Origin of the sequence: Labrenzia sp. THAF187b, assembly GCF_009363375.1 — a bacterium.
In the GTDB taxonomy this organism is placed as follows: Bacteria; Pseudomonadota; Alphaproteobacteria; order Rhizobiales; family Stappiaceae; genus Roseibium; species Roseibium algicola.
This window is the reverse complement of sequence record NZ_CP045344.1, coordinates 5,328,834-5,352,449: the sequence shown is the minus strand read 5'-3', so window position 1 is coordinate 5,352,449 and position 23,616 is coordinate 5,328,834. Positions and strand designations below refer to the sequence as shown.

General features: G+C 58.3%; 19 protein-coding genes. 9 read left to right on the top strand and 10 right to left on the bottom strand.

All coding sequences use genetic code 11. The features are described from left to right. Positions 1-77 precede the first annotated feature (77 nt). Genes FIV03_RS24595 through FIV03_RS24585 form a run of 3 tightly spaced genes read right to left on the bottom strand, consistent with a single transcriptional unit; the run spans position 78 to position 2,951 of the window. The gene (locus FIV03_RS24595) at positions 78-1,355 is read right to left on the bottom strand and encodes a TRAP transporter large permease (protein ID WP_152511326.1); all 1,278 of its coding nucleotides are present in this window, start codon (positions 1,353-1,355) and stop codon (positions 78-80) included. A 13-nt stretch (positions 1,356-1,368) separates the two neighbouring features. Beyond that, positions 1,369-1,956 carry a TRAP transporter small permease gene (locus tag FIV03_RS24590; protein ID WP_173013934.1) on the bottom strand — a complete coding sequence of 196 codons (588 nt, stop codon included), beginning with the start codon at positions 1,954-1,956 and terminating at the stop codon, positions 1,369-1,371. Positions 1,957-1,973: 17 nt separating this feature from the next. Then, the gene (locus tag FIV03_RS24585; RefSeq protein WP_152511325.1) at positions 1,974-2,951 is read right to left on the bottom strand and encodes a sialic acid TRAP transporter substrate-binding protein SiaP; all 978 of its coding nucleotides are present in this window, start codon (positions 2,949-2,951) and stop codon (positions 1,974-1,976) included. Positions 2,952-3,187: 236 nt separating this feature from the next. Between FIV03_RS24585 and FIV03_RS24580 the strand changes: the two genes are divergently transcribed. From FIV03_RS24580 to FIV03_RS24555, 6 genes are all read left to right on the top strand, one after another. Next, a complete protein-coding gene (locus FIV03_RS24580; protein ID WP_152511324.1) occupies positions 3,188-3,958 on the top strand; it encodes a GntR family transcriptional regulator in 771 nt (256 codons plus the stop codon). A gap of 797 nt (positions 3,959-4,755) precedes the next feature. Continuing rightward, entirely contained in the window at positions 4,756-6,009 is a 1,254-nt protein-coding gene (locus FIV03_RS24575; protein WP_022997635.1) for an ABC transporter substrate-binding protein, read from the top strand. 179 nt (positions 6,010-6,188) lie between these two features. Further along, complete coding sequence (locus FIV03_RS24570; RefSeq protein ID WP_023000238.1) at positions 6,189-7,103, top strand: sugar ABC transporter permease; 915 nt, start codon at positions 6,189-6,191, stop codon at positions 7,101-7,103. A 13-nt stretch (positions 7,104-7,116) separates the two neighbouring features. Beyond that, positions 7,117-7,956 (top strand): carbohydrate ABC transporter permease, encoded by an 840-nt coding sequence (locus tag FIV03_RS24565; RefSeq protein ID WP_023000237.1) that lies wholly within the window; start codon positions 7,117-7,119, stop codon positions 7,954-7,956. After that, positions 7,953-8,987: a Gfo/Idh/MocA family oxidoreductase gene (locus FIV03_RS24560; RefSeq protein ID WP_152511323.1), complete on the top strand. Its 1,035-nt coding sequence runs from the start codon at positions 7,953-7,955 to the stop codon at positions 8,985-8,987. The genes FIV03_RS24565 and FIV03_RS24560 overlap by 4 nt, the downstream gene beginning before the upstream one ends. After that, positions 8,984-9,982, top strand: a complete 999-nt coding sequence (locus tag FIV03_RS24555; RefSeq protein ID WP_062489227.1) for an ABC transporter ATP-binding protein — start codon at positions 8,984-8,986, stop codon at positions 9,980-9,982. The genes FIV03_RS24560 and FIV03_RS24555 overlap by 4 nt, the downstream gene beginning before the upstream one ends. Positions 9,983-10,296: 314 nt before the next feature. On the opposite strand, the gene FIV03_RS24550 is transcribed toward FIV03_RS24555, so the two are convergent. The 3 genes from FIV03_RS24550 to yghU all read right to left on the bottom strand — a co-directional run bounded on the left by FIV03_RS24550 (position 10,297) and on the right by yghU (position 14,592). Continuing rightward, the gene (locus tag FIV03_RS24550) at positions 10,297-11,730 is read right to left on the bottom strand and encodes an NAD(P)(+) transhydrogenase (Re/Si-specific) subunit beta (RefSeq protein ID WP_023000234.1); all 1,434 of its coding nucleotides are present in this window, start codon (positions 11,728-11,730) and stop codon (positions 10,297-10,299) included. 12 nt (positions 11,731-11,742) lie between these two features. Then, a complete protein-coding gene (locus FIV03_RS24545; protein WP_055659157.1) occupies positions 11,743-13,326 on the bottom strand; it encodes a Re/Si-specific NAD(P)(+) transhydrogenase subunit alpha in 1,584 nt (527 codons plus the stop codon). A gap of 396 nt (positions 13,327-13,722) precedes the next feature. Beyond that, complete coding sequence (gene yghU / locus FIV03_RS24540) at positions 13,723-14,592, bottom strand: glutathione-dependent disulfide-bond oxidoreductase (RefSeq protein ID WP_152511322.1); 870 nt, start codon at positions 14,590-14,592, stop codon at positions 13,723-13,725. A gap of 441 nt (positions 14,593-15,033) precedes the next feature. On the opposite strand from yghU, the gene FIV03_RS24535 reads away from it, so the two are divergent. Together FIV03_RS24535 and FIV03_RS24530 are read left to right on the top strand one after the other, a co-directional pair. Continuing rightward, entirely contained in the window at positions 15,034-16,434 is a 1,401-nt protein-coding gene (locus tag FIV03_RS24535) for a selenium-binding protein SBP56-related protein (RefSeq protein WP_152511321.1), read from the top strand. 78 nt (positions 16,435-16,512) lie between these two features. Continuing rightward, complete coding sequence (locus tag FIV03_RS24530) at positions 16,513-17,097, top strand: hypothetical protein (protein ID WP_286202316.1); 585 nt, start codon at positions 16,513-16,515, stop codon at positions 17,095-17,097. 8 nt (positions 17,098-17,105) lie between these two features. Here the strand turns inward: FIV03_RS24530 and FIV03_RS24525 are convergent, their stop codons facing one another. Beyond that, positions 17,106-18,365 (bottom strand): Xaa-Pro peptidase family protein, encoded by a 1,260-nt coding sequence (locus FIV03_RS24525; RefSeq protein ID WP_152511319.1) that lies wholly within the window; start codon positions 18,363-18,365, stop codon positions 17,106-17,108. Positions 18,366-18,460: 95 nt separating this feature from the next. Between FIV03_RS24525 and FIV03_RS24520 the strand changes: the two genes are divergently transcribed. Next, positions 18,461-19,348 carry a LysR family transcriptional regulator gene (locus tag FIV03_RS24520; RefSeq protein ID WP_152511318.1) on the top strand — a complete coding sequence of 296 codons (888 nt, stop codon included), beginning with the start codon at positions 18,461-18,463 and terminating at the stop codon, positions 19,346-19,348. 4 nt (positions 19,349-19,352) lie between these two features. On the opposite strand, the gene FIV03_RS24515 is transcribed toward FIV03_RS24520, so the two are convergent. The 3 genes from FIV03_RS24515 to FIV03_RS24505 all read right to left on the bottom strand — a co-directional run bounded on the left by FIV03_RS24515 (position 19,353) and on the right by FIV03_RS24505 (position 23,570). Further along, a complete protein-coding gene (locus tag FIV03_RS24515) occupies positions 19,353-19,784 on the bottom strand; it encodes a universal stress protein (RefSeq protein ID WP_152511317.1) in 432 nt (143 codons plus the stop codon). Beyond that, entirely contained in the window at positions 19,781-22,417 is a 2,637-nt protein-coding gene (locus FIV03_RS24510; RefSeq protein WP_152511316.1) for a TRAP transporter permease, read from the bottom strand. The genes FIV03_RS24515 and FIV03_RS24510 overlap by 4 nt, the downstream gene beginning before the upstream one ends. A 184-nt stretch (positions 22,418-22,601) precedes the next feature. Then, positions 22,602-23,570 carry a TAXI family TRAP transporter solute-binding subunit gene (locus tag FIV03_RS24505; RefSeq protein ID WP_023000225.1) on the bottom strand — a complete coding sequence of 323 codons (969 nt, stop codon included), beginning with the start codon at positions 23,568-23,570 and terminating at the stop codon, positions 22,602-22,604. Positions 23,571-23,616: the final 46 nt, after the last annotated feature.

Genomic DNA, 23,616 nt, shown 5'->3' with positions numbered 1-23,616 from the left:
CGGAATATTGGCACAGTCAAACACGGCACCGGTAAATGGATGTGAACCGCACTTCCGAAAATTGAGCCGATTTGCGCCTACCGAAAGACCAGTGTCGGCAGCCACATCGAAAAGGCCGGAACGAAGGTCAGCAGCAGCAGCACCGTGATCAGCGGGACGAGGAAGGGAGCCGTTGCCGTCACGCATCGCTCGAAAGGCACTTGCGCCACTTTTGAAAGCACGTAAAGCACCATGCCGACAGGCGGCGTCAGAAGGCCGATCATCAGGTTCAGGATCATGATGATCCCGAAATGCACCGGATCGATACCCAGGCCGACAGCTACCGGAAGCAGCACCGGCGTCAGAATGGTGATGGCGGCGATTGTTTCCATGAACAGGCCGATCACCAGCACGATCAGCGTGATGATCAGTAGCAGAACGACCTTGTTGTCCGTCAATGCCACCATCAGCTCGGAAAAGTGGCGTGCTGTCTGATTGGCCGTCAGGATCCAGGCGAAAATCGTGGAGGCGGCCACGATCAGCATGATGGCTGCGGTAGTCTCCACCGTCTCGAAGGAAACCTTGAGGATCTTTCTGAAATTCAGCGTCCGATAGACGCCGACACCCAGAAAAATGCACCAAGCGACGGCGGCGATCGCCGCTTCCGTCGGAGTGAAAATACCGAACATGATGCCGCCGATAATGATCGTCGGTGTCATGAGGGGAAGCAGGGCATGGAGAAAGGTCTGGCCAAGCCGCGAAAAGCGGAAATTGAGATCGCGCGGATAATTCCTCTGCCGGGAGTACCAGGCAACCATCACCATCAGGGCCAGTGCCATCATCAGGCCGGGAACGATGCCGGCCATGAAAAGCTGTCCGATGGAAGCGTCCGCGATGACGCCGTAGATAACCAGCGGCAAAGACGGAGGAATGATCGGCCCGATAGTGGAAGAGGCAGCTGTGATGCCGACCGCAAAATCCGTATCGTAGCCACTGTCCCGCATGGCCTTGATCTCGATGTTGCCGAGACCGCCCGCGTCCGCCACGGCGGCCCCTGACATGCCGGCAAAGATGACACTCGCGCCGACATTCACGTGACCCAGTCCGCCGTGCATCCAGCCGACCGCCGCGCGGGCGAAGGCAAAGATGCGGGTCGTGATGCCTGCAGAGTTCATCAGGTTGCCTGCAAGAATGAAGAAGGGAACCGCGATAAGCGGAAACGAATTAATGCCGTTGACCATGTTTGCCAGCACGATCATCGGCGGCAGGCCTTCCATCAGCACGAAGGCGAGCGAGGCAAGGGCGAGGGCGGCTGCAACCGGCACCCCGATGATCATCAGGGCGAACAGCAGCATCATCATGAACAGGACGGCCATCGGCGAAAACTCTTCAATCGGTTGGCAGGTGGTCGTCCAGCGAGCGGACGAGGTCTTCGGGGCTTTGGCGAAGGCGGCGCCACAGCCAGATGGCCGAGTAGAACGCCATCAGTCCGAGAGCGACGACGCAGATCGTGTAGATCCATGCCTTCGGGATTGGCAGGGAAATCATCTTCTGCCGGGTTTTCTGGGTCAGTTCGATACCGATCCAGGTCATGGAAGCGAAAAAGCCGAGCGTGATCGTCTGGGACAGAACAGTCAGAGCTTTCGCAAGACGCGGCGGCACCATGCGCATCAGAAACTCGAGCGTGATATGCGCACCACGCCGGGTCGCGGTGATTGCGCCAAGAAAGCAGACCAGGATCAGCAGATAACGGGCCACTTCCTCGGTCCACGCGAGGGAATCGTTCAGCACATAGCGAGTGAAGAACTGGAGGAAAACGACCACGGCAAGGACCCAGAAGACCAGAATGCCGGGGGCATCGATCCATTTGAGCGCGCTGAGGTCGGTTTCGGTCTCGTCAAAGTGAAGCAGTTCGGGCGCGCCGTCTGCGCGCCCTTGCTCCGTTTGTGCGGTGGCCTGTTTCGTTTGGTCAGCCACGGCATCGTTGCTTTGCGTCATTGAGCGAGAGCCTGCATCCGCTCGTAGTGTTCCTGGGTATAGGGAACCTTGGATTCATCGGTCAGGATCGGCTCGACAGCAGCCTGAAAAGCGGCCTTGTCGACTTCGTTTATCTGGATGCCCTGATCAACGAACCACTGCACAAGATCCTGTTCCGACTGATAGATCTCGTCCGCATTCTGCGCGGCGGCTTCCTTCAGAACAGCGTCCACGGTGGCCGCATCGTCACCAAGCTGCCCCATCGCGTTTTCGGAAACGACGATGATCAGCGAATTGCCGATATGGCCGGTCAGATTGATGTTGGACTGGACCTCGTAGAACTTCTTGAACTTGATCGTCGGCAGAGGGTTTTCCTGGGCGTCGACAACGCCCTGCTGCAACGCCAGATACACTTCGGAAAAGGCGATCGGTGTCGGGTTGGCGCCAACCGCATTCGGGAACAGCACCATCAGCGGCGAATCCGGCACGCGGATCTTCAGACCCTTCATGTCGTCCGGTTTGGTGATCGGGAACTTGGATGTCACATGGCGGTAGCCATACCAGGTGATGGCCATCACCGTGTGACCGGTCGCTTCCTTGTAGCCATTGGAAAGGTCGCTGAAGAGGTCACTGTCCCGATAGGCCTTCCAGTGATCATAGTTCTTCAGCATGAAGGGATAGTCGGAAATGGCGATCGGACCGTAGTCGCGTTCGGCGAAGTTGGGCCCGGTATAGATCATGTCGACGGACCCGATGGTCAGGCCTTCATTGATCTCTGCTTCCTTGCCAAGTGACGAGGCCGGGTAGACCGAGATGGTCACGCGGCCATCCGTTTTTTCCTTGATCTGGTCTGCGGCCCACAGCGCCCATTTGTGGTAGCTGGATCCTTCCTCATAGACATGCGCCCATTTCAGGTCCGCGGCCCAGGAATGTCCAGCCAGGGCAAGTGTCATCGCGGCGGCCAGAAGGCCGCGCTTCATCGTTCTTCCAATCATGTCTGTCCTCCCGTCGGCCGGGGTCGAGCTCCTCCACTCAATCGGCCTATCTTGTATAACTGGTATACAAGTTATTTTACGTATATGACATATTGTAAGAATGCAAACGAATTCGGCTGGTCATCCCTTTGCTGGATTGCTAGTAAACCGGAAAAGAGGGGGAGAAACTGTAGAGATTCGAAGCAGATAGGCTCCGTTAAGCTGCATCTTCGAACCTCTTGGTTTCAGGAAAGACGATGGCCGTATCACTGGATGAAACGCCTTCTGCCGGAGGCAAGACGCGCAAGCCGAGAGCGAAAAATGCACCCCCACGCGGTGCTGCTTCCGGGACCGCCAGACGGGCGGCCCGCAACTCGGAAATCGTCTACCAGGACCTGCGCAACGCGATCATAAATGTCACGCTGCCACCCGGATCGCCGCTGGCGGAAAAAGACCTGACCGAAAAATACGGCATCAGCCGAACACCGGTTCGCGAGGCGATCTTGCGGCTGGCGGAAGAGAACCTTGTCGACGTTTTCCCGAAGTCCGGCACTTTCGTTGCCAGGATCCCCGTTTCCGAATTGCGCGAGGCCATCGTCGCGAGGAAAGCGCTGGAGGAAGTCTGCGTTCGCGAAGCCACGATGAAGGCGAGCAAGAGCCAGTTGATGGGGCTGCGGGCGATAGTCCAGCGCGAGCAGGAACTGGCCGACAAAGGCGACGAACAGGCCTTCCATGAGGCGGACAATGCCTTTCATTCCGGTATCGCCGCAGCCAGCGGTTACCCGGGCATCTGGAATATGATCGAGAAGATCAGGCTGCAGGTGGAGCGCTATCGCAGGCTGACGCTGCCGCAGGAAGGCCGGATGCAGCTGATCGTCGGCGAACATGCCGCTGTTCTGGAAGCGATCGAAAATGGCGATGCAGATGCGGCGGTTGCCAATATGAACAACCATCTCAACAAGCTGCAGATCGATATCGACACCTTTCAGGATCTGTGGCCCGACTATTTCCTGTTCGACAAGGATTAGGCCTGCCCGGTTGGGGCGCTGCCCTGATCGGCAAAGGATGGCAGTTAGGGCAGGTGGTAACGTGGTGGCGTGAGCCGGTGCGACTGTTGCGCTCCGGGAAGAGCGAGTTGTTTGGGCTGTACTGTGGAAGACGCAGCGGTACAGGCGGCATCCGCCATTTCTTTTTCAATCGCAACCATTCAAGTGCGCTGTTGCCCGGGTCGGTTTCGGAAAACGGGTCTGGGTGTAGAGGCCAGTTTCAAGTGGCAGGTTCTGATTTCTTTTAAAAAACAGATTGTTATGCCTGATCTCTGAAGCGGGGCCTCGACTGAACAGCTCCCGCGACCGTGCAGGACAGGCATGTGTGGAAACCAGCTCGCACGAGGGCCAAAACATTTGTTCCGGCTGGAGTAATGCCAGTTATTTACAAGACAATACCGGACAGGCGGAAATCCGCCGGGTTTCGGCGTTTGCTGAACGTGGCGAAACAATACCTCTGAGCCTGAAAGGTCGAAAAAATAAATCCAATATAATACCAATAAGCTGCGCGAATGGGCGATTCGGCCTGTGAAAAATGATTTTCACGATTTCAAACTAATAGGTCGACAAGTGGTATCAAATAGGTATTATATGAAATGAGCAGGAGGGCTGAAGCTCTCCGGCGCATATTGTTCTGTATCTGGCGGTAAAACAAAAACGCGAATGGCAACGGAAGGTCCCATTAGGGCCGGCCGCGCCGGGAAGCGGGACGGGCTCCAACGCCGTGAGCGGACAATTTTGAACGTCCAGCAATGGATGGAACTTTTCGGAGGTGTCTTATGAAACGCAATATTCTAGCTCTGGCGATGGCCAGCACTGCGCTCTTTACGTCGACGGCTTTTGCTGAAGATGTCACGCTGACGATCGAAAGCTGGCGCAACGACGATCTGGCGCTGTGGCAGGAAAAGATCATTCCGGCTTTTGAAGCCTCGCATCCGGGCATCAAGGTGAAATTCACCCCGTCCGCACCGACAGAATACAATGCCGTACTGAACTCCAAGCTTGATGCCGGCTCCGCGGGCGACCTGATCACCTGCCGTCCGTTCGACGCCTCCCTGGCGCTTTATGATGCCGGACACCTGGCGGATCTGTCCGACATGGACGCCATGAACAACTTCTCAGACGTTGCCAAGGCTGCCTGGCAGACGGACGACGGCTCGGCAAGCTTCTGTGTGCCGATGGCTGCCGTGATCCACGGCTTCATCTACAACAAGGATGCTTTCAACGAACTGGGCATCGAAGTCCCGACGACCGAGGAAGAGTTCTTCGCCGCTCTCGACAAGATCAAGGAAGACGGCACCTATATCCCGATGGCCATGGGCACCAATGACCAGTGGGAAGCGGCCACCATGGGCTACAACAACATCGGCCCGAACTACTGGAAGGGTGAGGAAGGCCGCAAGGCTCTGATCGCCGGCGAGCAGAAGCTCACTGACGAGCAGTGGGTTGCTCCTTACGCCACGCTGGCAAAATGGGCACCTTACCTTGGCGATGGCTACGAGGCCCAGACCTATCCGGACAGTCAGAACATCTTCACGCTTGGCCGTGCAGCGGTCTATCCGGCCGGCAGCTGGGAAATTTCGGGCTTCAACACCCAGGCCGATTTCGAAATGGGTGCTTTCAAGCCGCCGCTCCGCAACGCTGGCGACAAGTGCTACATCTCCGATCATACCGACATCGGCATCGGCATGAACGCCAAGACCGAACATCCCGAACAGGCCAAGGAATTCCTGGCTTGGGTGGCTTCTCCTGAATTCGCCACCATCTTCGGCAACGCTCTGCCGGGCTTCTTCCCGCTGTCCAAGACGCCGGTTGAACTGGAAGATCCGCTTGCGAAGGAATTCGCCAGCTGGCGCGGCGAGTGTGAAAGCACCATCAGGTCCACCTACCAGATCCTGTCCCGCGGCACGCCGAACCTGGAAAACGAAACCTGGGGCGCATCCGCTGCCGCTATCAAGGGTACGGAAACGCCTGAGGCACTTGGCAAGAAGCTGCAGGACGGTCTGGCGAGCTGGTACGAGCCGCAGAAGTAATCTGCACGAATGACAAACGGTTCCCTGGCGGTGTTCGCATCGCCCGGGAACTCTGGACCTGGACAGGCCTCTGTCTGCCCAAGGGAAGTCTATATCCCGGGCAGACTTCTGCCTGCCCCAGGGACGTCTATATCCCGGGCAGGCGTCTGCTTGCCCGGGGCATTTGACCGGAGCTTTTTATGAGCAGGCCTCGCTTCCGCTGGCATATCGTCGTGTTCCTGGCCCCAGCGGTCCTTGTATACACGGCCGTGATGATCTTTCCCCTCTTCAACACGCTTCGTCTTGCCCTCTACAGCAAGATTGACCAGGAGCGCGTCTTCGTGGGGCTGCAGAATTTCACCACGCTTCTTGGCGATCCGCTCTGGTCGGATCAGTTCTGGAACGCGTTGGGGAACAATTTCTGGTTCTTCATCATTCATATGCTGGTTCAGAACCCGATCGGCATCGCCCTGGCGGCCATTCTCAGCCATCCGCGACTGCGCTTTGCGGCCTTCTACCGCTCGGCGATCTTCATTCCCACAATTCTGTCCTTCGTGATTGTCGGTTTCGCCTGGAAACTGATCCTGTCGCCGATCTGGGGCATCGCTCCGTCCATGCTGGATGCCGTCGGTCTGAAGTTCCTGTTCGCGCCCTGGCTCGGCAAGGAAGAGTACGCACTGACCACGTTGTCGCTTATTTCGGTCTGGCAGTTCGTGGGCATCCCGATGATGCTCATCTATGCCGCGCTGCTGTCCATTCCCGAAGAGATACTGGAAGCTGGCGAAATTGACGGCATCACCGGCATGTCGGCCTTCTGGAAGATCAAGCTGCCGCTGATCCTGCCGTCCATCGGCATCATTTCGATCCTGACCTTCGTCGGCAATTTCAACGCCTTCGATCTGATCTATACGGCACAGGGAGCACTGGCCGGACCGGACTTCTCGACCGATATTCTCGGCACCTTCATGTACCGCACGTTCTTCGGATTCCAGCTTCAGCTGGGCGATCCCTACATGGGTTCGGCAATCGCAAGCGCCATGTTCGCGATCATCCTGATCGGCGTCTGTCTCTACCTCTTCGGCATCCAGACCCGGATGCGCAGATATCAGCTGTAAGGGAGGTCGTCACATGAACAAGGCGCGTACCAACCCGCTCAACACCGCCGCCATGCATGGCGCCCTGATCCTCTATACGCTGATCGCGCTGTTCCCGGTCTTCGTGATCCTGGTCAACAGTTTCAAGACCCGCAAGGCGATCTTCAGGGAACCGCTGGCGCTGCCGGACGCCGAAAGCTTCTCGATGATCGGCTACCAGACGGTCATGAAGCAGGGGGATTTTTTCCTCTACTTCCAGAACTCCATGATCGTCACTGTGGTGTCCTTGACCTTCATCCTGCTGTTCGGGGCAATGGCGGCCTTTGCCCTGAGCGAATACCGCTTCAAGGGCAACATGCTGATGGGCCTTTATCTGGCACTCGGCATCATGATCCCGATCCGGATCGGCACCGTGGCCATTCTGGAAATGATGGTTGCCACCGGTCTGGTCAACTCGCTGATGGCGCTGATCCTGGTCTATACGGCGCAGGGGCTGCCGCTGGCTGTCTTTATCCTGAGCGAGTTCATGCGGCAGGTGTCAGATGACCTGAAGAACGCCGGACGTATCGACGGGCTTTCGGAATACACGATCTTCTTCCGCCTTGTGCTGCCGCTCGTGCGCCCGGCGATGGCGACGGTCGCCGTCTTCAACATGATCCCGATCTGGAATGATCTGTGGTTCCCGCTGATCCTGGCGCCTGCTGAAGAAACCAAGACCCTGACCCTGGGCAGTCAGGTGTTCATCGGCCAGTTCGTTACCGACTGGAATGCGGTCCTGTCCGCGCTTTCGATGGCGATCCTGCCGGTGCTCGTTCTTTACGTCATCTTCTCACGCCAGCTCATTCGCGGCATCACCTCGGGAGCTGTCAAATGATCCGGGTTCTGATCGTCGGCCTTGGCAACATGGGACTTTCCCACGCCCTGGCTCACCACAATCATGCGGACGCCGAGATCGTCGGTCTCGTCAACCGTTCCGGCCAGGTGACCCATCCGGATCTTGCCGGCTATCCGGTGTTCACGGATTACGCGCAGGCGCTGGACACGACCAGACCGGAGCTGGTGGTGATCTCCACCTATTCCGACACCCATGCGGATTATGCGGTTGCGGCGATGCAGGCAGGCGCTCATGTATTTGTCGAAAAACCGCTGGCGACAACCGTGGCTGATGCAAAGCGGGTGGTCGCTTGCGCCGGGGAAACCGGCCGCAAACTCGCGGTCGGCTATATCCTGCGGCATCATCCGTCCTGGGTACGGCTGATTGAGGAGGCGCGGGGGCTCGGCGGACCATACGTCTTCCGCATGAACCTCAATCAGCAGAGCTCGGGAGCGGAGTGGGAAACCCACAAGGCCCTGATGCAGACGACTGCTCCCATCGTCGATTGCGGTGTGCATTATGTCGATGTCTGGTGCCAGATTACCGATGCCGAACCCGTGAAGGTGCACGGCATGGGGCTGCGGCTGTCCGACGAAATCGGCCCGGACATGTACAACTACGGCCAGTTTCAGGTCTTCTTCGACGATGGCTCGGTCGGCTGGTACGAGGCCGGGTGGGGGCCGATGATGTCCGAGACCGCCTTCTTCGTGAAGGATGTCGTTTCGCCCGCAGGCTCCGTTTCGATAGTCGAGGACGACAAGGGCGCATCCGCTGATGTTGACGGCCACACCAGGGTCGGCGGGCTTCTGGTCCATCGCCCGGAAGGTGACCGGCGCATCGATCTGCCGGGTGAACCCGGCCATCAGGAACTTTGCGACGCCGAGCAGGCTTTCATGCTTCGTGCGATTTCGGAAAACATCGATCTCAACCGGCACATGCTGGATGCCGTCCGGTCGCTGGCAATTTGCCTTGCCGCCGACGAGAGCATCCGCACCGGTCACTCAGTCATGCTAAAGGAGCTAACGCCATGACGGCGCTAACCCTGACCAACGTCAACAAGTCGTTCGGCAACGTCCATGTCCTGAGGGACATCAATCTCGAAGTGGAAGACGGCGAGTTTGTCGTCTTCGTCGGACCGTCAGGGTGTGGCAAGTCCACCTTGTTGCGGGTGATCGCAGGCCTTGAAGACGTCTCCTCCGGTGAGGTCAGCATCGGCGGGGAGATCGTGAACACGACGCCGCCGTCCAAACGCGGCATTGCCATGGTGTTCCAGAGCTACGCGCTTTATCCGCATTTGAACGTGCGCAACAACATGACACTGGCGCTCAAGCAGGAAAAGCAGAGCAAGCAGGTGATCGACCAGCGCGTTGCCGAGGCGACCCGCATGCTGAACCTGGAGGACTATCTCGACCGCTATCCGTCGGAACTCTCTGGTGGCCAGCGCCAGCGTGTTGCGATCGGCCGGGCCATCGTGCGCCATCCGAAACTGTTCCTGTTCGATGAACCGCTGTCCAACCTGGATGCAGCGCTGCGCATGAACACAAGGCTGGAGATTGCCAACCTGCACCAGCAGCTCAAGACGTCGATGATCTATGTGACGCACGACCAGTCCGAAGCCATGACGCTGGCCGACAAGATTGTGGTCCTGCGCGCTGGCCGCGTCGAGCAGATCGGCAGCCCGATGGAGCTTTACAACAATCCGGTCAACCAGTTCGTGGCTGGATTCCTCGGTTCGCCGGCCATGAATTTCATGCCCGCAAGCCTGGTCAGTGAAGGCGATGCCCGCACGTTGGGAGTGCGCCCGGAAGACCTGTTCCTGAGTGACCAGGGGCAACTGAAAGCATCTGTGCAGCATGTGGAACAGCTCGGCGGCGACACCAACGTGATCGCGAAGGTGCAAGACCAGCAGATCACTGCACGGCTCTTCGGCCAGCACGAGATCAAGCCGGGTGCTGAGTTGAGTTTCGGAATCGCGGAAGGCAAGTCGTTCTATTTCGACAAGGACGGCGCCCGCCTGCGCGGGTAGCACACTTCTTTTAGAAACAACACAAAGGCCACCTGGAGATATTCAGGTGGCCTTTGTTTTTAGGGCCGTCATTCCGGACAAGTAAGGCGAAGCCGGTCGCCGATCCGGAATCCAGAGATACTCGTGCCGAAGGCACACCGAACCGAAATTGAAGAGCAACGGTGTTCGCTGCGCTCACGCTGATATCTGGATTCCGGATCTGCGTGCAACAGCGGTTGCACTTGTCCGGAATGACGGTGGAGGGGCGGGGCTCTGCCATTAAAAAAGCCGCCCCGGTCTCCCGGGACGGCTTCTCGATATCTCGTCGTTCAGCCTTAGCCGATCTGGGTCAGCAGCTTGTCGAGGCTGGCCTTGGCGTCGCCATAGAACATCCGGGTGTTCTCCTTGTAGAACAGCGGGTTCTCGATGCCGGAGTAACCGGTGCCCTGGCCGCGCTTGGAAACGAAGACCTGCTTCGCTTTCCAGACTTCCAGAACCGGCATGCCGGCGATAGGCGAGTTCGGGTCTTCCTGGGCAGCCGGATTGACGATGTCGTTGGAACCAATGACGATCACGACATCCGTTGACGGGAAGTCCTCGTTGATCTCGTCCATTTCCAGAACGATGTCATACGGCACCTTGGCTTCGGCCAGGAGCACGTTCATGTGGCCGGGAAGGCGGCCTGCGACCGGGTGGATCGCGAAGCGCACTTCCTTGCCCTTGGAGCGCAGGCGCTTGGTCAGTTCGCTGACCGACTGCTGTGCCTGGGCAACTGCCATGCCATAGCCCGGAACGATGATGACGCTGTCGGCATCTTCAAGAGCCGCAACAACACCATCGCTGTCGATGGCAATCTGTTCGCCTTCCACTTCCATGGCCGGACCGGTGGTGTTGCCGAAGCCGCCGAGGATAACGGAGACAAACGAGCGGTTCATCGCCTTGCACATGATGTAGGACAGGATCGCACCGGAAGAACCGACGAGCGCGCCGACGACGATCAGCAGATCGTTGCCAAGCGAGAAGCCGATGGCGGCCGCGGCCCAGCCCGAATAGGAGTTCAGCATAGACACCACCACAGGCATGTCGGCGCCGCCGATGCCCATGATCAGGTGGTAACCGATGAAGAACGCCAGCAGCGTCATCAGAACCAGCGTCCAGATGCCGGCCCCGTTCAGGAACATCAGCAACAAGATGACGCTGAGTGCAGCCGCACCGGCGTTCAGCATGTGGCCACCAGGCAGTTTTTCCGCCTTGGAGGTCAGCTTGCCGGCCAGCTTGCCGAAAGCGACGACAGAGCCGGTGAACGTGACGGCACCGATGAAGACGCCAAGGAACACTTCAACCTTCAGGATCGACTGTTCGATCGGGGTCTTGTGCGCCAGGATGGCGGCGAAGCCCTCAAGCGCATTGCGCTCCTCCTCGCCCATCGCCAGTACGTTGCCGAGCTCGATATAGGCATTGTAGCCGACGAACACGGCGGCCAGACCCACGAGCGAGTGCATGGCTGCAACCAGCTGGGGCATTTCGGTCATCTGGACGCGCTGCGCCACGAAATAACCGATAATGCCGCCGGCAGCGATCAGGATGAGGGAGAGGAGCCACAGGCCGGAGCCCGGACCGATCAGGGTGGCGACAACGGCCAGTCCCATGCCGGCGATACCGTACCAGATGGCGCGCTTGGCGCTTTCCTGGCCGGAAAGGCCTCCCAGAGACAGGATGAACAGAACAGCCGCAACAACGTAAACGGCGGTCGTGAAACCGAATTCCATCTGCCGGCCTCCTTAGGATTTCTGGAACATGGCGAGCATGCGCCGGGTGACGAGGAAACCGCCGAAGATGTTGATCCCGGCCATGAAGACGGACAGGCCTGCCAGCAAGATGACCAGGAACGATCCGGATCCGATCTGCATCAGCGCGCCGAGAATGATGATCGACGAAATGGCGTTGGTGACAGCCATCAGCGGCGTGTGCAGCGAGTGACTGACGTTCCAGATCACCTGGAAACCGACGAATACCGAGAGCACGAAAACGATGAAATGCTGCATGAAGCTGGCCGGGGCGATGAGGCCCACCAGCAGCAGAAGCAGACCACCGACCGCCAGCAGGGTCACCTGCTGCTTGGTCTGTGCCTTGAAGGCGGCAGTTTCCTGCGCACGCTTTTCTTCCGCCGTCAGTTCCTTCGGCTTTTCCTTCGATTTCGCCGCAATTGCCTGCACCTTGGGAGGCGGCGGCGGGAAGGTGATCTCGCCTTCATGGGTCACGGTCGCGCCACGGATGACGTCGTCTTCCATGTTGTGAACGATCTGACCATCCTTCTCTGGCGTCAGGTCGGTCAGCATATGGCGGATGTTGGTGGCATAAAGCGTGGACGATTGAGCGGCCATGCGCGAGGGGAAGTCGGTATAGCCGATGATCGTGACACCATTTTCGGTGACGACCTTCTCGTCCTTGACCGTTCCTTCCGCGTTGCCGCCGCGTTCAGCGGCAAGATCGACGATGACCGAGCCCGGCTTCATGGCCTTGACCATGTCTTCCAGCCACAGCTTTGGTGCGTCCCTGTTCGGGATCAGAGCCGTGGTGATGACAATGTCCATCTCCGGAGCCAGTTCCCGGAATTTTGCAAGCTGGGCTTCGCGGAACTCTGGCGAGGAAACGCTGGCATAACCGCCGGTCGCAGCGCCATCCTGCTGTTCTTCTTCAAAATCCAGATAAACGAATTCGGCGCCCATCGATTCGACCTGCTCGGCCACTTCCGGGCGCACGTCGAATGCATAGGTGATCGCGCCGAGCGACGTGGATGTGCCGATGGCCGCAAGACCCGCGACGCCTGCTCCCACGACCAGTACCTTCGCAGGCGGTACCTTGCCGGCAGCAGTGATCTGGCCGGTGAAGAAACGGCCGAAATTGTTGCCCGCCTCGATAACGGCGCGATATCCGGCGATGTTGGCCATGGAGCTGAGAGCATCCATCTTCTGGGCACGCGAGATACGCGGCACCATCTCCATGGCAATGACGCTGGCGCCCGATTCCTTCGCCTTTTCCAGCCCGTCGGTGTTCCCACCCGGGTTGAAGAAGGAAATCAGGGTCTTGTCCTTTGTCAGATAGCCCAATTCCTTGTCATCGGGCTGCCGGACCTTGGTTACGATGTCCGATTTCTTCCAAAGACTTGCGGCAGTCTTGACGATTTCAACGCCGGCTTCTTCATAAGCCTGGTCGGAAAATCCTGCGGCGGTCCCGGCTCCGCTTTGCACAAGGCAGGAGAAGCCAAGCTTCTGCAGCTGCTTTGCGGATTCGGGTGTCATCGCCACACGGTTCTCCCCGGGGAAGGTTTCCTTTGGTGTGCCGATCTTTAGGGCTTCTGGCATACGTCTCTCCAGCAAGTGTCGAGGAATTGGCCTCTGGTAAGGGCAAGTTGGCCGGATTGACTAACAAACTCCCCCCGTGCGTCCTGTCCCTCACAAACGTGCTGCGAATTTAGAAACGAAAATATTACTTATGACAAGGTGTCTTGCGATTGAATTTGGAGGGTATTACCGCACTGCACAGTGAGAGCAGCGCGATATAAATTTCACGGGATTTACAAAATAGGGGTATCGGAAACTGTGGGAGAGGGCATTCGGCAGTCGGAATACTCAAATAGGGCCCGGAATTAGTAAATTTTCCCGGCCCTATACACATATCAAGGCAAAATGACCAAAGACTGGTCGTGCGTAAAACCCCGGTAGCGGTTCCTGGGGAAAGAGCCGCTGCCGGACGAAAATTTATTCTGCAGCAGGGTCCAGCGCGGCTTTTGCGTCCAGATCCGCGGCATCATGACGCTCCGGAAGCTGCTCGTGATCTTCTCCCCAGGTCCGGTTCACCTTGCGCCCGCGAACAACCGCCGGGCGGGCATCGATCTTCTGGGCCCAGGCCAGGAGATTCTTGTATTCGTGAACGGAGAGGAATTCCGCCGCATCATAGGCGCGGCCAAGAACCATTCCGCCATACCAGGGGAAGATCGCCATATCGGCGATGGTATAGTCGTCACCGGCGATGTAGGGGCGATCAGCCAGCGCCTTGTCGAGGACGTCAAGCTGGCGCTTGGCTTCCATTGCGAAGCGATCGATGGGGTATTGGTACTTTTCCGGCGCATAGGCGTAGAAATGGCCAAAGCCGCCGCCAAGATAAGGGGCGGATCCCATCTGCCAGAACAGCCAGTTCAGCGTTTCGGTGCGCTTCGCCGGATCCTTGGGCAGGAATTCACCGAATTTCTCGGCCAGATACAGCAGAATGGAGCCGGATTCGAACACGCGCGTCGGGGTCTCGGTCGAGTGGTCGACAAGCGCCGGGATCTTGGAATTGGGATTGGCTTCCACGAAACCGCTGGAGAATTGGTCGCCTTCGTTGATCTTGATCAGCCAGGCATCATATTCAGCATCCTTGTGACCGAGCGCGAGCAACTCCTCGAGCATCACCGTCACCTTGACGCCGTTCGGGGTTGCCAGAGAATAAAGCTGAAGCGGATGCTTGCCGACAGGCCGGTCCTTCTCGTGGGTTGAACCGGAAATAGGCCGGTTGATATTGGCGAACTGGCCGCCGCTCGGCTGTTCCCAGGTCCAGACTTTGGGCGGGGTGTAGGTCGGGTCACTCATGTGAAAGGGTCTCCGGAACGGGTCGGGCAGTAAAGGAAGGCGTGGATCGAGCCAAGGTTTGTTCGATCCATCGCAATCTTACGATTAAATAGGCGGCAATGGCAGGATTGCCTAGGGTCGATTTTTGTTCTGAGGCAAATTATTGCGCAAAATTGGACCTCAGTGAAACCCGGTCGCGATAAGTTCCAGTTTTGAGGTTTTCTGTTCTTTCTTCTTCGTCAAAGTTAGGATGCGTTTTCGTCATCGACCCCTGAACGTATTTCGGGCATTGTACTAAAGTCGCAATCGGAAATGCCATTGGTCGGCACGGTGATCTTTGGCGCGGCCCGGCTGCAAAACGCAGGACAAGCAGCACAGGAGATGAATTCGGGAGGTCGGTAACAACAAGAAGAGGAATGCGGACATCCCGTCTTGAATGTCATCACGTTTAGGGAGGACGACATGAATTTAAGGCCCGATCCGAGTTTTTATCCGACGCCGCGCATGGCAATGGAAGCGCCGGTTGAGAAGCTGGCTTTCACCCTGATGCTCAGTCCAGATTTCTCTCAACCCGATGGTCTGGCTGTCGTCAATGTCGATCCGCAAAGTCCTGACTACGGCAAGATCGTGCATACCGTCTTCATGCCGAACAAGGGAGACGAATTCCACCATTTCGGGTGGAACGCCTGTTCTTCGGCATTGTCGCCACTGACAGGGCATGCCTTTCTAGAGCGCCGTTACCTGATCATCCCGGGCATCCGGTCGTCACGCATCTACGTCGTTGACGTGAAAGAGCCGCTTCAAGCGAAAATTCACAAGATCATCGAACCGGAAGAAGTCTTCGCCAAGACTGGTTATTCCCGCCCGCACACCATCCATTGCGGGCCGGAGGGCATCTATGTCTCGACTCTTGGGGGAGGCGGTGCGGATGGCACCGACGGGCCTCCGGGCATCTTTATCATGGACTGCGAGACCTTCGACATTCTCGGCCGGTATGAAATGGATCGTGGCATCCAGGACAAACACTATGATTTCTGGTGGAACCTGCCGCGCGACTACATGGTGTCGTCGGAGTGGGGACTGCCGCCACAGTTCGAGAACGGTCTCGTCGCGGAAGACCTTCTGTCCAATAAATACGGCCACAGCCTGCATTTCTGGGATCTGCGCGGGCGAAAGAACATCCAGACCATCGATCTGGGCGAAAACCACCAGATGGCGCTAGAGGTTCGCCCTGCCCACGATCCCGCCAAACAATACGGCTTTTGTGGCGTTGTCGTCGACACAACCAACCTGCAAGGGGCTATCTTCACCTGGTGGCGCAAGGACGATGGCACGTTTGAAGCCAAGAAGACCATCACCATCGACCCGCAGCCGGCCGATCCCGCAGACCTGCCTGAAATGCTGAAGGGGTTTTCCGCTGTTCCACCGCTGGTGACCGACATCGACCTGAGCCTCGATGACAAATATCTCTACGTCGCATGCTGGGGCACCGGTGAAATGCATCAGTATAATGTCTCCGACCCAATGAACCCGACGCTCGCCGGCAAGGTCGAGATCGGCGGGATCGTGAAGAAGACGAAACACCCGAACGGCAAGGACTTCGGTTACGGACCGCAAATGGTCGAGATCAGCCGGGATGGTCAGCGCGTCTATTGGACCAACTCGCTCTATTCCACCTGGGACGAACAGTTCTATCCGGGAGAGCGCGGCGCCGCGATGGTGATGGCTCGTGTAGGAGCCGGTGGCGGATTGACGCTCGATCCGGATTTCTGGGTCGAGTTTCCGGCGGGCTACAGGTCGCACCAGATCCGGCTTGAAGGCGGGGACTGCTCTACCGACAGTTTCTGCTTCCCGTCGGTCTAGGTTTTGGAAGAGGCGAGTTTGTCGGCTCTCTGGTGGGCCGTCGTTGCGTCTGGTCTCTATCACGGCGTGAACCCGGGCATGGGTTGGCCGCTGGCGGTGTCGGCTGCCTTGATGGAACAACGCACGCTGGCCCTGCCGCGTGCGTTGTTGCTGCTGGCGGTCGGGCATCTGGCGGCGATGCTGGTTATTCTCTTGCCTTTTTCGGCAATGATCACGCTGGTTTCCCTGGAACGGGAAATCCGCATTGGCGCTGCCTGTCTGGTGATCGGCATGGGGCTGTACCTGCTGATCGCTGATCGCCATCCACGCTTTCTGGCCCGTATTTCACCAGCGAAGCTCGGCCTCTGGTCCTTTCTGGTGGCGATTGCCCATGGGGCAGGGCTCATGCTGGTGCCAATCTACCTGGGCATCTGCGCAATGGAGCAGGAGGCAGGCCACGCGGCGGCCGGAACACTCATGGGGGCAGATTTGAGGATGGCGTTGCTCGTGGCCGCGGTCCACACGCTCGCCATGGCGCTTGCCGGTGGCCTTCTGGCCATCGGCGTCTATTTCTGGCTGGGCCTGCGGTTCCTGCAAAAGGCGTGGTTCAACCTGGACAGGGTCTGGGCAGCCAGCCTCGTTTTCGTCGGTTTGTTTGCCCTTGTCCTGGCGCTCCGGAGCTGAGCTGCTCATCAGGTCAGCAGATGTGCCTCGAACGGAAACATCGACAGTGTCTCGATGCCGGTTTCGGTGATCAAGACCTGCTGCTCCAGCTTGACGCCTTCCTTGGCACCATCCTCGCCAATGTAGCTTTCGACACACAGTGTCATGCCCGGTTCCACGACGCCGTCATATCCGGCGTCCGGAAAGTCGCCATGGTGATAGAGGTAGGGGTATTCGCCGGTCATGCCACAGCCATGGGCAGACAGATAGTAGCGGTTGGCATAGTAGCGGTCGGGGATGTTCCACGCCCGGTCGGCATATTCCCGGAAGCTCATTCCGGGCATCAGAATGCCCATGTTGTAGTGAACCTGCTCGTAGGCGACCTTGTAAAGTTCGCGCTGGGTGTCCGTCGGCCGGTCCGGGCCGGAGTGGAAGGTGCGTGAAAAGTCGGCATAATAACCGTGGCAGCCGACAACATCCGTATCGAGGGCTATCAGCTCGTTGGCGCCGATGACGTTGTCAGAAGTTTCCTGGAACCATGGATTGGTGCGCGCACCTGCATTCAGCAGTCTCGTTTCGACATAGTCGCCGTTCTGCGCGATGATCGACTTGTGCAGCACTGACCAGAGTTCGGCTTCGGTAAGCCCCGGGCGAATTGCTTCACGCAGCTTGCCGACGCCTATTTCCGTCGCGCGCAACGAAGCAATCACGCATTTCATTTCTTCCGGCGATTTGATCGCGCGCGCCATCTCCACGGGTTGCTGCGCGTCGACCACGTTGAGCCCGGCTTCTTTCAGCGCAATGGCCGTTCCAGCATTAAGACGTTCCAGCCCCACCGTGGCTTCCTTCAAGCCTGTCAGCTCATGGATGGTATCTGCCATCTCCGCTGCCCATACGCGTTCGCGCTCTGCAATATGAGGACCGGCAGCGACAAAGCTCGCAGTCTTCGAAGGGCGGACCTCATCGACGGTTTCGTACCCCTCTCCAAGATGAAGACAGCCGGTGAACTCGAAAAGAATGGAGCGGTTCTGGGTCAGCAGCAGGTAGCGCGACGGGGCATTGCGCATGGAAAAAACCTGCATGTTCCGCGTGCCGGTCGCATAGCGGATGTTGACCGGGTCGGAAAGGATTACCGCATCAACATCATATTCGGCCATCTTCTGCCGCACGCGCTGCTGCCGGTATGTGCGCACGGCCACCAGATCGATCCCTTCCACCTCGGGTGCGCGGTCAAGCTGCGCCAGTCCCTGAAGGTCGCTGCGCTCCGCGTGCCAGTCCAGTTCCGCCATCTGTTATCGTCTCCAGTTCAACTGGTTGGAATATCGGGCGGGTTTTGAATTCTTAAAAGACTGGAAAAAATCAGTTCATTGGATAACCTGCAGTAATGCAAGCTTATCGGAAATCACTCCCGCCGCTCGACACATTGGTCTTCTTTGAAGCCGCCATGCGTCATCTGAACTTTACAGAGGCTGCAGAAGAACTCTTTGTGACACAAGCGGCCGTTTCCAAACGCATCCGGCAGCTGGAAGACTGGCTGGGCGTCGACCTGTTCGAGCGGTCCGGTCGCAGGCTTCAGCCGACTGAGGCAGGAACATATCTTGCCGAGAAGACCGGCATGACACTGGATTATCTGACTCAGGCGCTGAGCGCGCTGAAAGTGCCGGAGAGGCCCGTCGTGCGGATTGCGTCAGTGACGGCACTTGCTGCCTTCTGGCTCCAGCCGAAGCTCAAGGAATTTGCACTGTCAGACGAAGCCTGCCTGTTCAATCTGGCAACAGCAGACGATCTGGGAGACCTGCTCAAACCAGAGCACGACCTTGTCATCCTGCACGGGGACGGCCGGTTTCCGGGCTGGCAGTCGGAATTGTTGTTTCAGGAGGTCCTGACACCTGTCGGCATGCCGGAAATTATTGACGCCCTGCGGTCAGGAGGTGGCGGTAAACAGCCGGCGCTTCTCAACTACCCGCGTCTTGCTCCGAACTGGATCGACTGGACTGGCTGGATCCAGCGGTCAGGGAGATTGGATCTGAAAGATTGGCCTGTTCAGTCATGTGCAAGCTACAATCAGTCTATAGGGCGGGCCTTGAAGGGGCTCGGCATTGCGCTTGGCGCCTTGCCATTGTTGCGGGAAGAGATTTCTTCGGGAAGGCTCGTGCCGCTGGACGGCGCTACGCTCAAGACGGGAATGGGCTATTACATCGCCTGGCCAAACATGCGGCCGCTCGGCACGGAGGCCGAGCGACTGAAATCCGCGCTGCTGGATGCCGGCTGAGGCCTCAGTTCCTCACCACATAGACCGAGCATTTCGAGTGACGCACGACCCGCGCTGCGTTTGGTCCAAGCAGGAATTCGCTCAGATGCGGCTGGTGGGCGCCAATGACAATGAGGTCTGCCCCGATCTTTTTCGCGACTTCCAGGATTTCCTCGTAAATGGAGCCGGTGGCGACCAGATGCCGGATTTCGCTGTTTCTTTCCGCCCCGAGGATGCTTGAGACCTTCTCGACCAGCTTCTTCTGGGTTTCCGTCACCATCTGGCCCTGGAAGTTCTCGTCAAAATAGGACGCGACAAGATTGATGCCGGCGCTCGGGACGACCGTGATCACATCGAGCTGGGCACCGTCCAGTCGGGCGAGCTTGTCGGCCGTTTCCAGAACCTTGGTGTCGTTATCCTGCTGGACGTCGACGGCACACAAAATGGATTTCGTCATGCCGCTACTCCTTCTTCACGGTTGGTCCGGCCAGCGCGGGCGCGCTGGAGCAGGAAGACAAGGGCCAGAAGCAGAAGCCCCGGAATATAGATCAGTTCCTTCGGCAATTGATCTGCTTCGAGGCGGGCTTCCTTCACGACCACGGGTTCGTCGCCGTAGAAGTCGAACGTTCCGAGCTGTTCGAAGTAGGGCGTCCCCGGGAAGGGTTCCTCCAGCTTCAGAACACCGTCTTCTTCGAGGGTCGTCAGGCCAAGCGCCTGGAGCCTCGCTTCACCGCCGTCTTCACTTCCGGGCATGATCGCAATGCGCGTCTCCATCGTGTTGCCGGTGTCGAAATCCGGTCCACTCAGCACCAGACGGATCTCGCTGCCTGCAGGTGCATCGCCAACTGCCTGGACGAAACGGTCCGGCGAGACGATCTCGAACGGAGGCTGGATCCGGTTCATGAAGAAATCCGGACGGAACAGCACGAAGGCGATCAGCACCAGGGCGACACTCTCGTAGATCCTGTTCTTGGTCACGAAGTAGCCCATGGTACCTGCGGTAAACACGAGGATGGCGATCGTCGCCATGATGAAGACGAGTATGCCCTGGGTCACCGTGACGTCGATCAGGAGAAGATCGGTGTTGAAGATGAAGACGAAGGGCAGGGCGACCGTCCGCAGCGAATAGAAGAAAGCCGTGAACCCGGTCTTGATGGCATCGCCTCCTGACACCGCTGCCGCGGCAAAGGAGGCTAGACCCACGGGTGGCGTTACGTCCGCCATGATGCCGAAGTAGAAGACGAACAGGTGCACGGCAATGAGCGGAACTATCAGTCCGGATTGCGCGCCAAGTTCGACCACAACCCCGGCCATCAGTGATGACACGACGATGTAGTTGGCTGTTGTCGGCAGACCCATGCCAAGAATCAGCGACAGGACGCCGACGAAGACCAGCATCAGCACCAGATTGCCACCGGATACGAACTCAACGAGATCGGCCATCACCTGGCCGATACCGGTCAGGGTGACCGTGCCGACGATGATGCCGGCTGTCGCAGTTGCAAGACCGATGCCGATCATGTTGCGGGCACCGTCGATCATGCCGTGGACGAGGTCGTTGACGCCTGCCTTGAAAGCTTCGACTGTCTCGTTCTCGCCCCGGAAGATCGCCTTGATCGGACGCTGGGTCAAAAGGATCGCGAAGAGCAGAGCTGTTGCCCAGAAGGCTGAAAGACCCGGTGACTTCTGCTCGATCATCAGGAAGTAGACCAGCACGACGATCGGGAGCAGGTAGTAGAGACCAGCCTTGTAGATCTGGGAAATATCCGGAAGCGTGATCTCCTTGGCGTTGGGATCGTCCGGATGAAGGTCGTCAACGCTGGCGGCCAGTTTCAAAAGCGCGATATAGGCAACGAACACCAGTAGCGCGAGGATCCACGACGCGCCTTCCGGTACCAGGGCGACAATCCAGCCAACCGGGTATTGCACGCCATAGCAAAGAGCGGCAAAGGCGGCGAAAAACACGAACATTCCAATGATCGTGCGCAGAGTTGAAACGGTCTTGTGCCCGATGGTGGGCATGTTCCGCTTAACGGCTTCAAGGTGCACGATATAGACCAGCGCGATGTAGGAAATCACGGCCGGCAGAAAGGCGTGAGTGATCACGTCGACATAGGAAATGCCGACATATTCGACCATCAGAAAGGCGGCGGCGCCCATCACCGGCGGCATGATCTGGCCGTTCACGGATGATGCGACCTCAACCGATCCGGCCTGCTCGGATGTGAAGCCGACGCGCTTCATCAGCGGAATGGTGAATGTGCCCGTGGTAACGACGTTTGCGATTGACGAGCCGGAGATGAGGCCGGTGGCTGCAGAGCCGACAACGGCTGCCTTGGCAGGGCCACCCTTCAGGTGACCGAGCGCGCCGAAGGCCATCTTGATGAAGTAGTTGCCCGCACCAGCCTTGTCCAGCAATGCGCCAAAGAGCACGAACAGGAAGACGAACTTGGTGGAGACACCGAGCGCGATACCGAAGACACCCTCCGACGTGATCCACATGTGGCTCATCGCCTTTTGCAGCGAAGCGCCCTTCCAGCGGATGACCTCCGGGACCCATTCTGAGGAGCCGAAGAAGACGTAGAGCAGGAATACGGTTGCGACGATGGCCATGGCCGGGCCGAGTGCCCTGCGTGCAGCTTCAAACAGGACAACGATACCGGCAAGGGCAAACCACTTGTCGGTGTCGTCGGCCAGACCACCGTTGGCAACGATCTTGTCGTAGAAGAAGAAGCCGTAAAGCGAAATGAAGGCGCCGAAAAACGCCAGGGCCCAGTCCTGGATCGGGACGCGGTGTCTCGGACTGCTCGACAGTGCGGGGTAGGCCATGAATGCCAGGAACATCGCAAACGCCAGATGCACCTGTCGGCTGTTGTTGATGATGTCCGACGGCAGTACGTAGTAGACGATGGGGGAGGCTAGCAGAACCTGGAAGCAGGACCAGATCAGGGCCACGGTGGCGATCATCATCCCGACGGATCCGGCAGGGTTCCTGGACCCGGAATCGGAGGAGGCGACGAGTTCCTGAAGTTCTTCTTCGGATAGTCCCTGTCGTTGGTCCCGTCCGTTCGGCTGGTTCTGTTCAGACATCAAGTTCCCCCGGTCTTCCGGCTGAAGCACAACATTGGCGTTGCGCTCGGCTGGCACCCGACAGCCACGCAGCCCGTGGCATCTGTTAATTCAATCAAGAAATGCCTTGGCCAAAATGTCGTTCAATGGGCCGCAGCAGAGAAACGGGCCCGGACATGGTCCGGACCCGAAATGTTGGCAAGGATTAGTTGATCCAGCCCTGTTCCTGGTAGTACTTCGCAGCACCCGGATGAAGCGGTGCGGACAGGCCGTCCTTCACCATTTCTTCCGGCTTCAGGTTTGCAAAGGCAGGATGCAGCTTCTTGAAGGCATCGAAGTTCTCGAACACTGACTTGACCAGCGTGTAGACGACTTCATCATCCACCTTGGCGGACGTGATGAAGGTCGCGCCGACACCGAAGGTGGTGACGTCTTCGTCATTGCCGCGATACATGCCGCCCGGGATGGTGGCCTTGCGGTAGTAGCTGTTGTCTTCGATCAGCTTTCCGACAACCGGGCCGTCAACGTTCACGAGTTTGGAATCGCACGCCGTGGTTGCTTCCTGAATGGAACCGGACGGGTGGCCGACCGTGTAAACCATGGCATCGATCTGGTTGTCGCAGAGGGCGGCAGACTGTTCTGCAGCCTTCAGCTCGGTCGCCTGCGCGAAGTCATCCGTGGACCAGCCCATCGCTTCCATCAGAACTTCCATGGTGCCGCGCTGACCAGAACCCGGGTTGCCGATGTTGACACGCTTGCCTTTCAGGTCCTCGAAGGACGTGACGCCGCTATCGGCACGGGCAACGACGGTGAACGGCTCGGGGTGCACGGAGAAGACGGCTCGCAGGTCTTCGAACGGGCCTTTTTCCTCGAACTGCGAGGTGCCGTTGTAAGCGTGATACTGCCAATCGGACTGGGCAACACCAAACTCCAGTTCGCCTTCACGCACCGTGTTGATGTTGTAGACGGAACCGCCGGTGGACTCCACGGAGCAGCGAATGCCATGGTCCTTGCGGCCCTTGTTGACGAGCCGGCAAATGGCTCCGCCGGTCGGATAGTAAACGCCAGTCACACCACCAGTGCCGATGGTGATGAATTGCTCTGCAGAGGCTGCGCCGGTGAATGCGATGCTGGTCGCCATAACGGCGCCCGCAAGGTTCAGTTTCATCATCATTTGACTTGGCTTCCCTTTGTTTGAATTCTTGTGTCCGGCATGGCGA

Excerpts from the sequence above, each read along its gene's own strand:
- FIV03_RS24530 (WP_286202316.1), top strand. The coding sequence starts at position 16,513 with ATGGGTTGGCCGCTGGCGGTGTCGGCTGCCTTGATGGAACAACGCACG.
- yghU (WP_152511322.1), bottom strand. The coding sequence starts at position 14,592 with ATGAGTGACCCGACCTACACCCCGCCCAAAGTCTGGACCTGGGAACAG.
- FIV03_RS24525 (WP_152511319.1), bottom strand. The coding sequence starts at position 18,365 with ATGGCGGAACTGGACTGGCACGCGGAGCGCAGCGACCTTCAGGGACTG.
- FIV03_RS24510 (WP_152511316.1), bottom strand. The coding sequence starts at position 22,417 with ATGTCTGAACAGAACCAGCCGAACGGACGGGACCAACGACAGGGACTA.
- FIV03_RS24595 (WP_152511326.1), bottom strand. The coding sequence starts at position 1,355 with ATGGCCGTCCTGTTCATGATGATGCTGCTGTTCGCCCTGATGATCATC.
- FIV03_RS24570 (WP_023000238.1), top strand. The coding sequence starts at position 6,189 with ATGAGCAGGCCTCGCTTCCGCTGGCATATCGTCGTGTTCCTGGCCCCA.
- FIV03_RS24555 (WP_062489227.1), top strand. The coding sequence starts at position 8,984 with ATGACGGCGCTAACCCTGACCAACGTCAACAAGTCGTTCGGCAACGTC.
- FIV03_RS24580 (WP_152511324.1), top strand. The coding sequence starts at position 3,188 with ATGGCCGTATCACTGGATGAAACGCCTTCTGCCGGAGGCAAGACGCGC.
- FIV03_RS24535 (WP_152511321.1), top strand. The coding sequence starts at position 15,034 with ATGAATTTAAGGCCCGATCCGAGTTTTTATCCGACGCCGCGCATGGCA.
- FIV03_RS24520 (WP_152511318.1), top strand. The coding sequence starts at position 18,461 with ATGCAAGCTTATCGGAAATCACTCCCGCCGCTCGACACATTGGTCTTC.
- FIV03_RS24585 (WP_152511325.1), bottom strand. The coding sequence starts at position 2,951 with ATGATTGGAAGAACGATGAAGCGCGGCCTTCTGGCCGCCGCGATGACA.
- FIV03_RS24545 (WP_055659157.1), bottom strand. The coding sequence starts at position 13,326 with ATGCCAGAAGCCCTAAAGATCGGCACACCAAAGGAAACCTTCCCCGGG.
- FIV03_RS24505 (WP_023000225.1), bottom strand. The coding sequence starts at position 23,570 with ATGATGATGAAACTGAACCTTGCGGGCGCCGTTATGGCGACCAGCATC.
- FIV03_RS24515 (WP_152511317.1), bottom strand. The coding sequence starts at position 19,784 with ATGACGAAATCCATTTTGTGTGCCGTCGACGTCCAGCAGGATAACGAC.
- FIV03_RS24560 (WP_152511323.1), top strand. The coding sequence starts at position 7,953 with ATGATCCGGGTTCTGATCGTCGGCCTTGGCAACATGGGACTTTCCCAC.
- FIV03_RS24550 (WP_023000234.1), bottom strand. The coding sequence starts at position 11,730 with ATGGAATTCGGTTTCACGACCGCCGTTTACGTTGTTGCGGCTGTTCTG.
- FIV03_RS24575 (WP_022997635.1), top strand. The coding sequence starts at position 4,756 with ATGAAACGCAATATTCTAGCTCTGGCGATGGCCAGCACTGCGCTCTTT.
- FIV03_RS24565 (WP_023000237.1), top strand. The coding sequence starts at position 7,117 with ATGAACAAGGCGCGTACCAACCCGCTCAACACCGCCGCCATGCATGGC.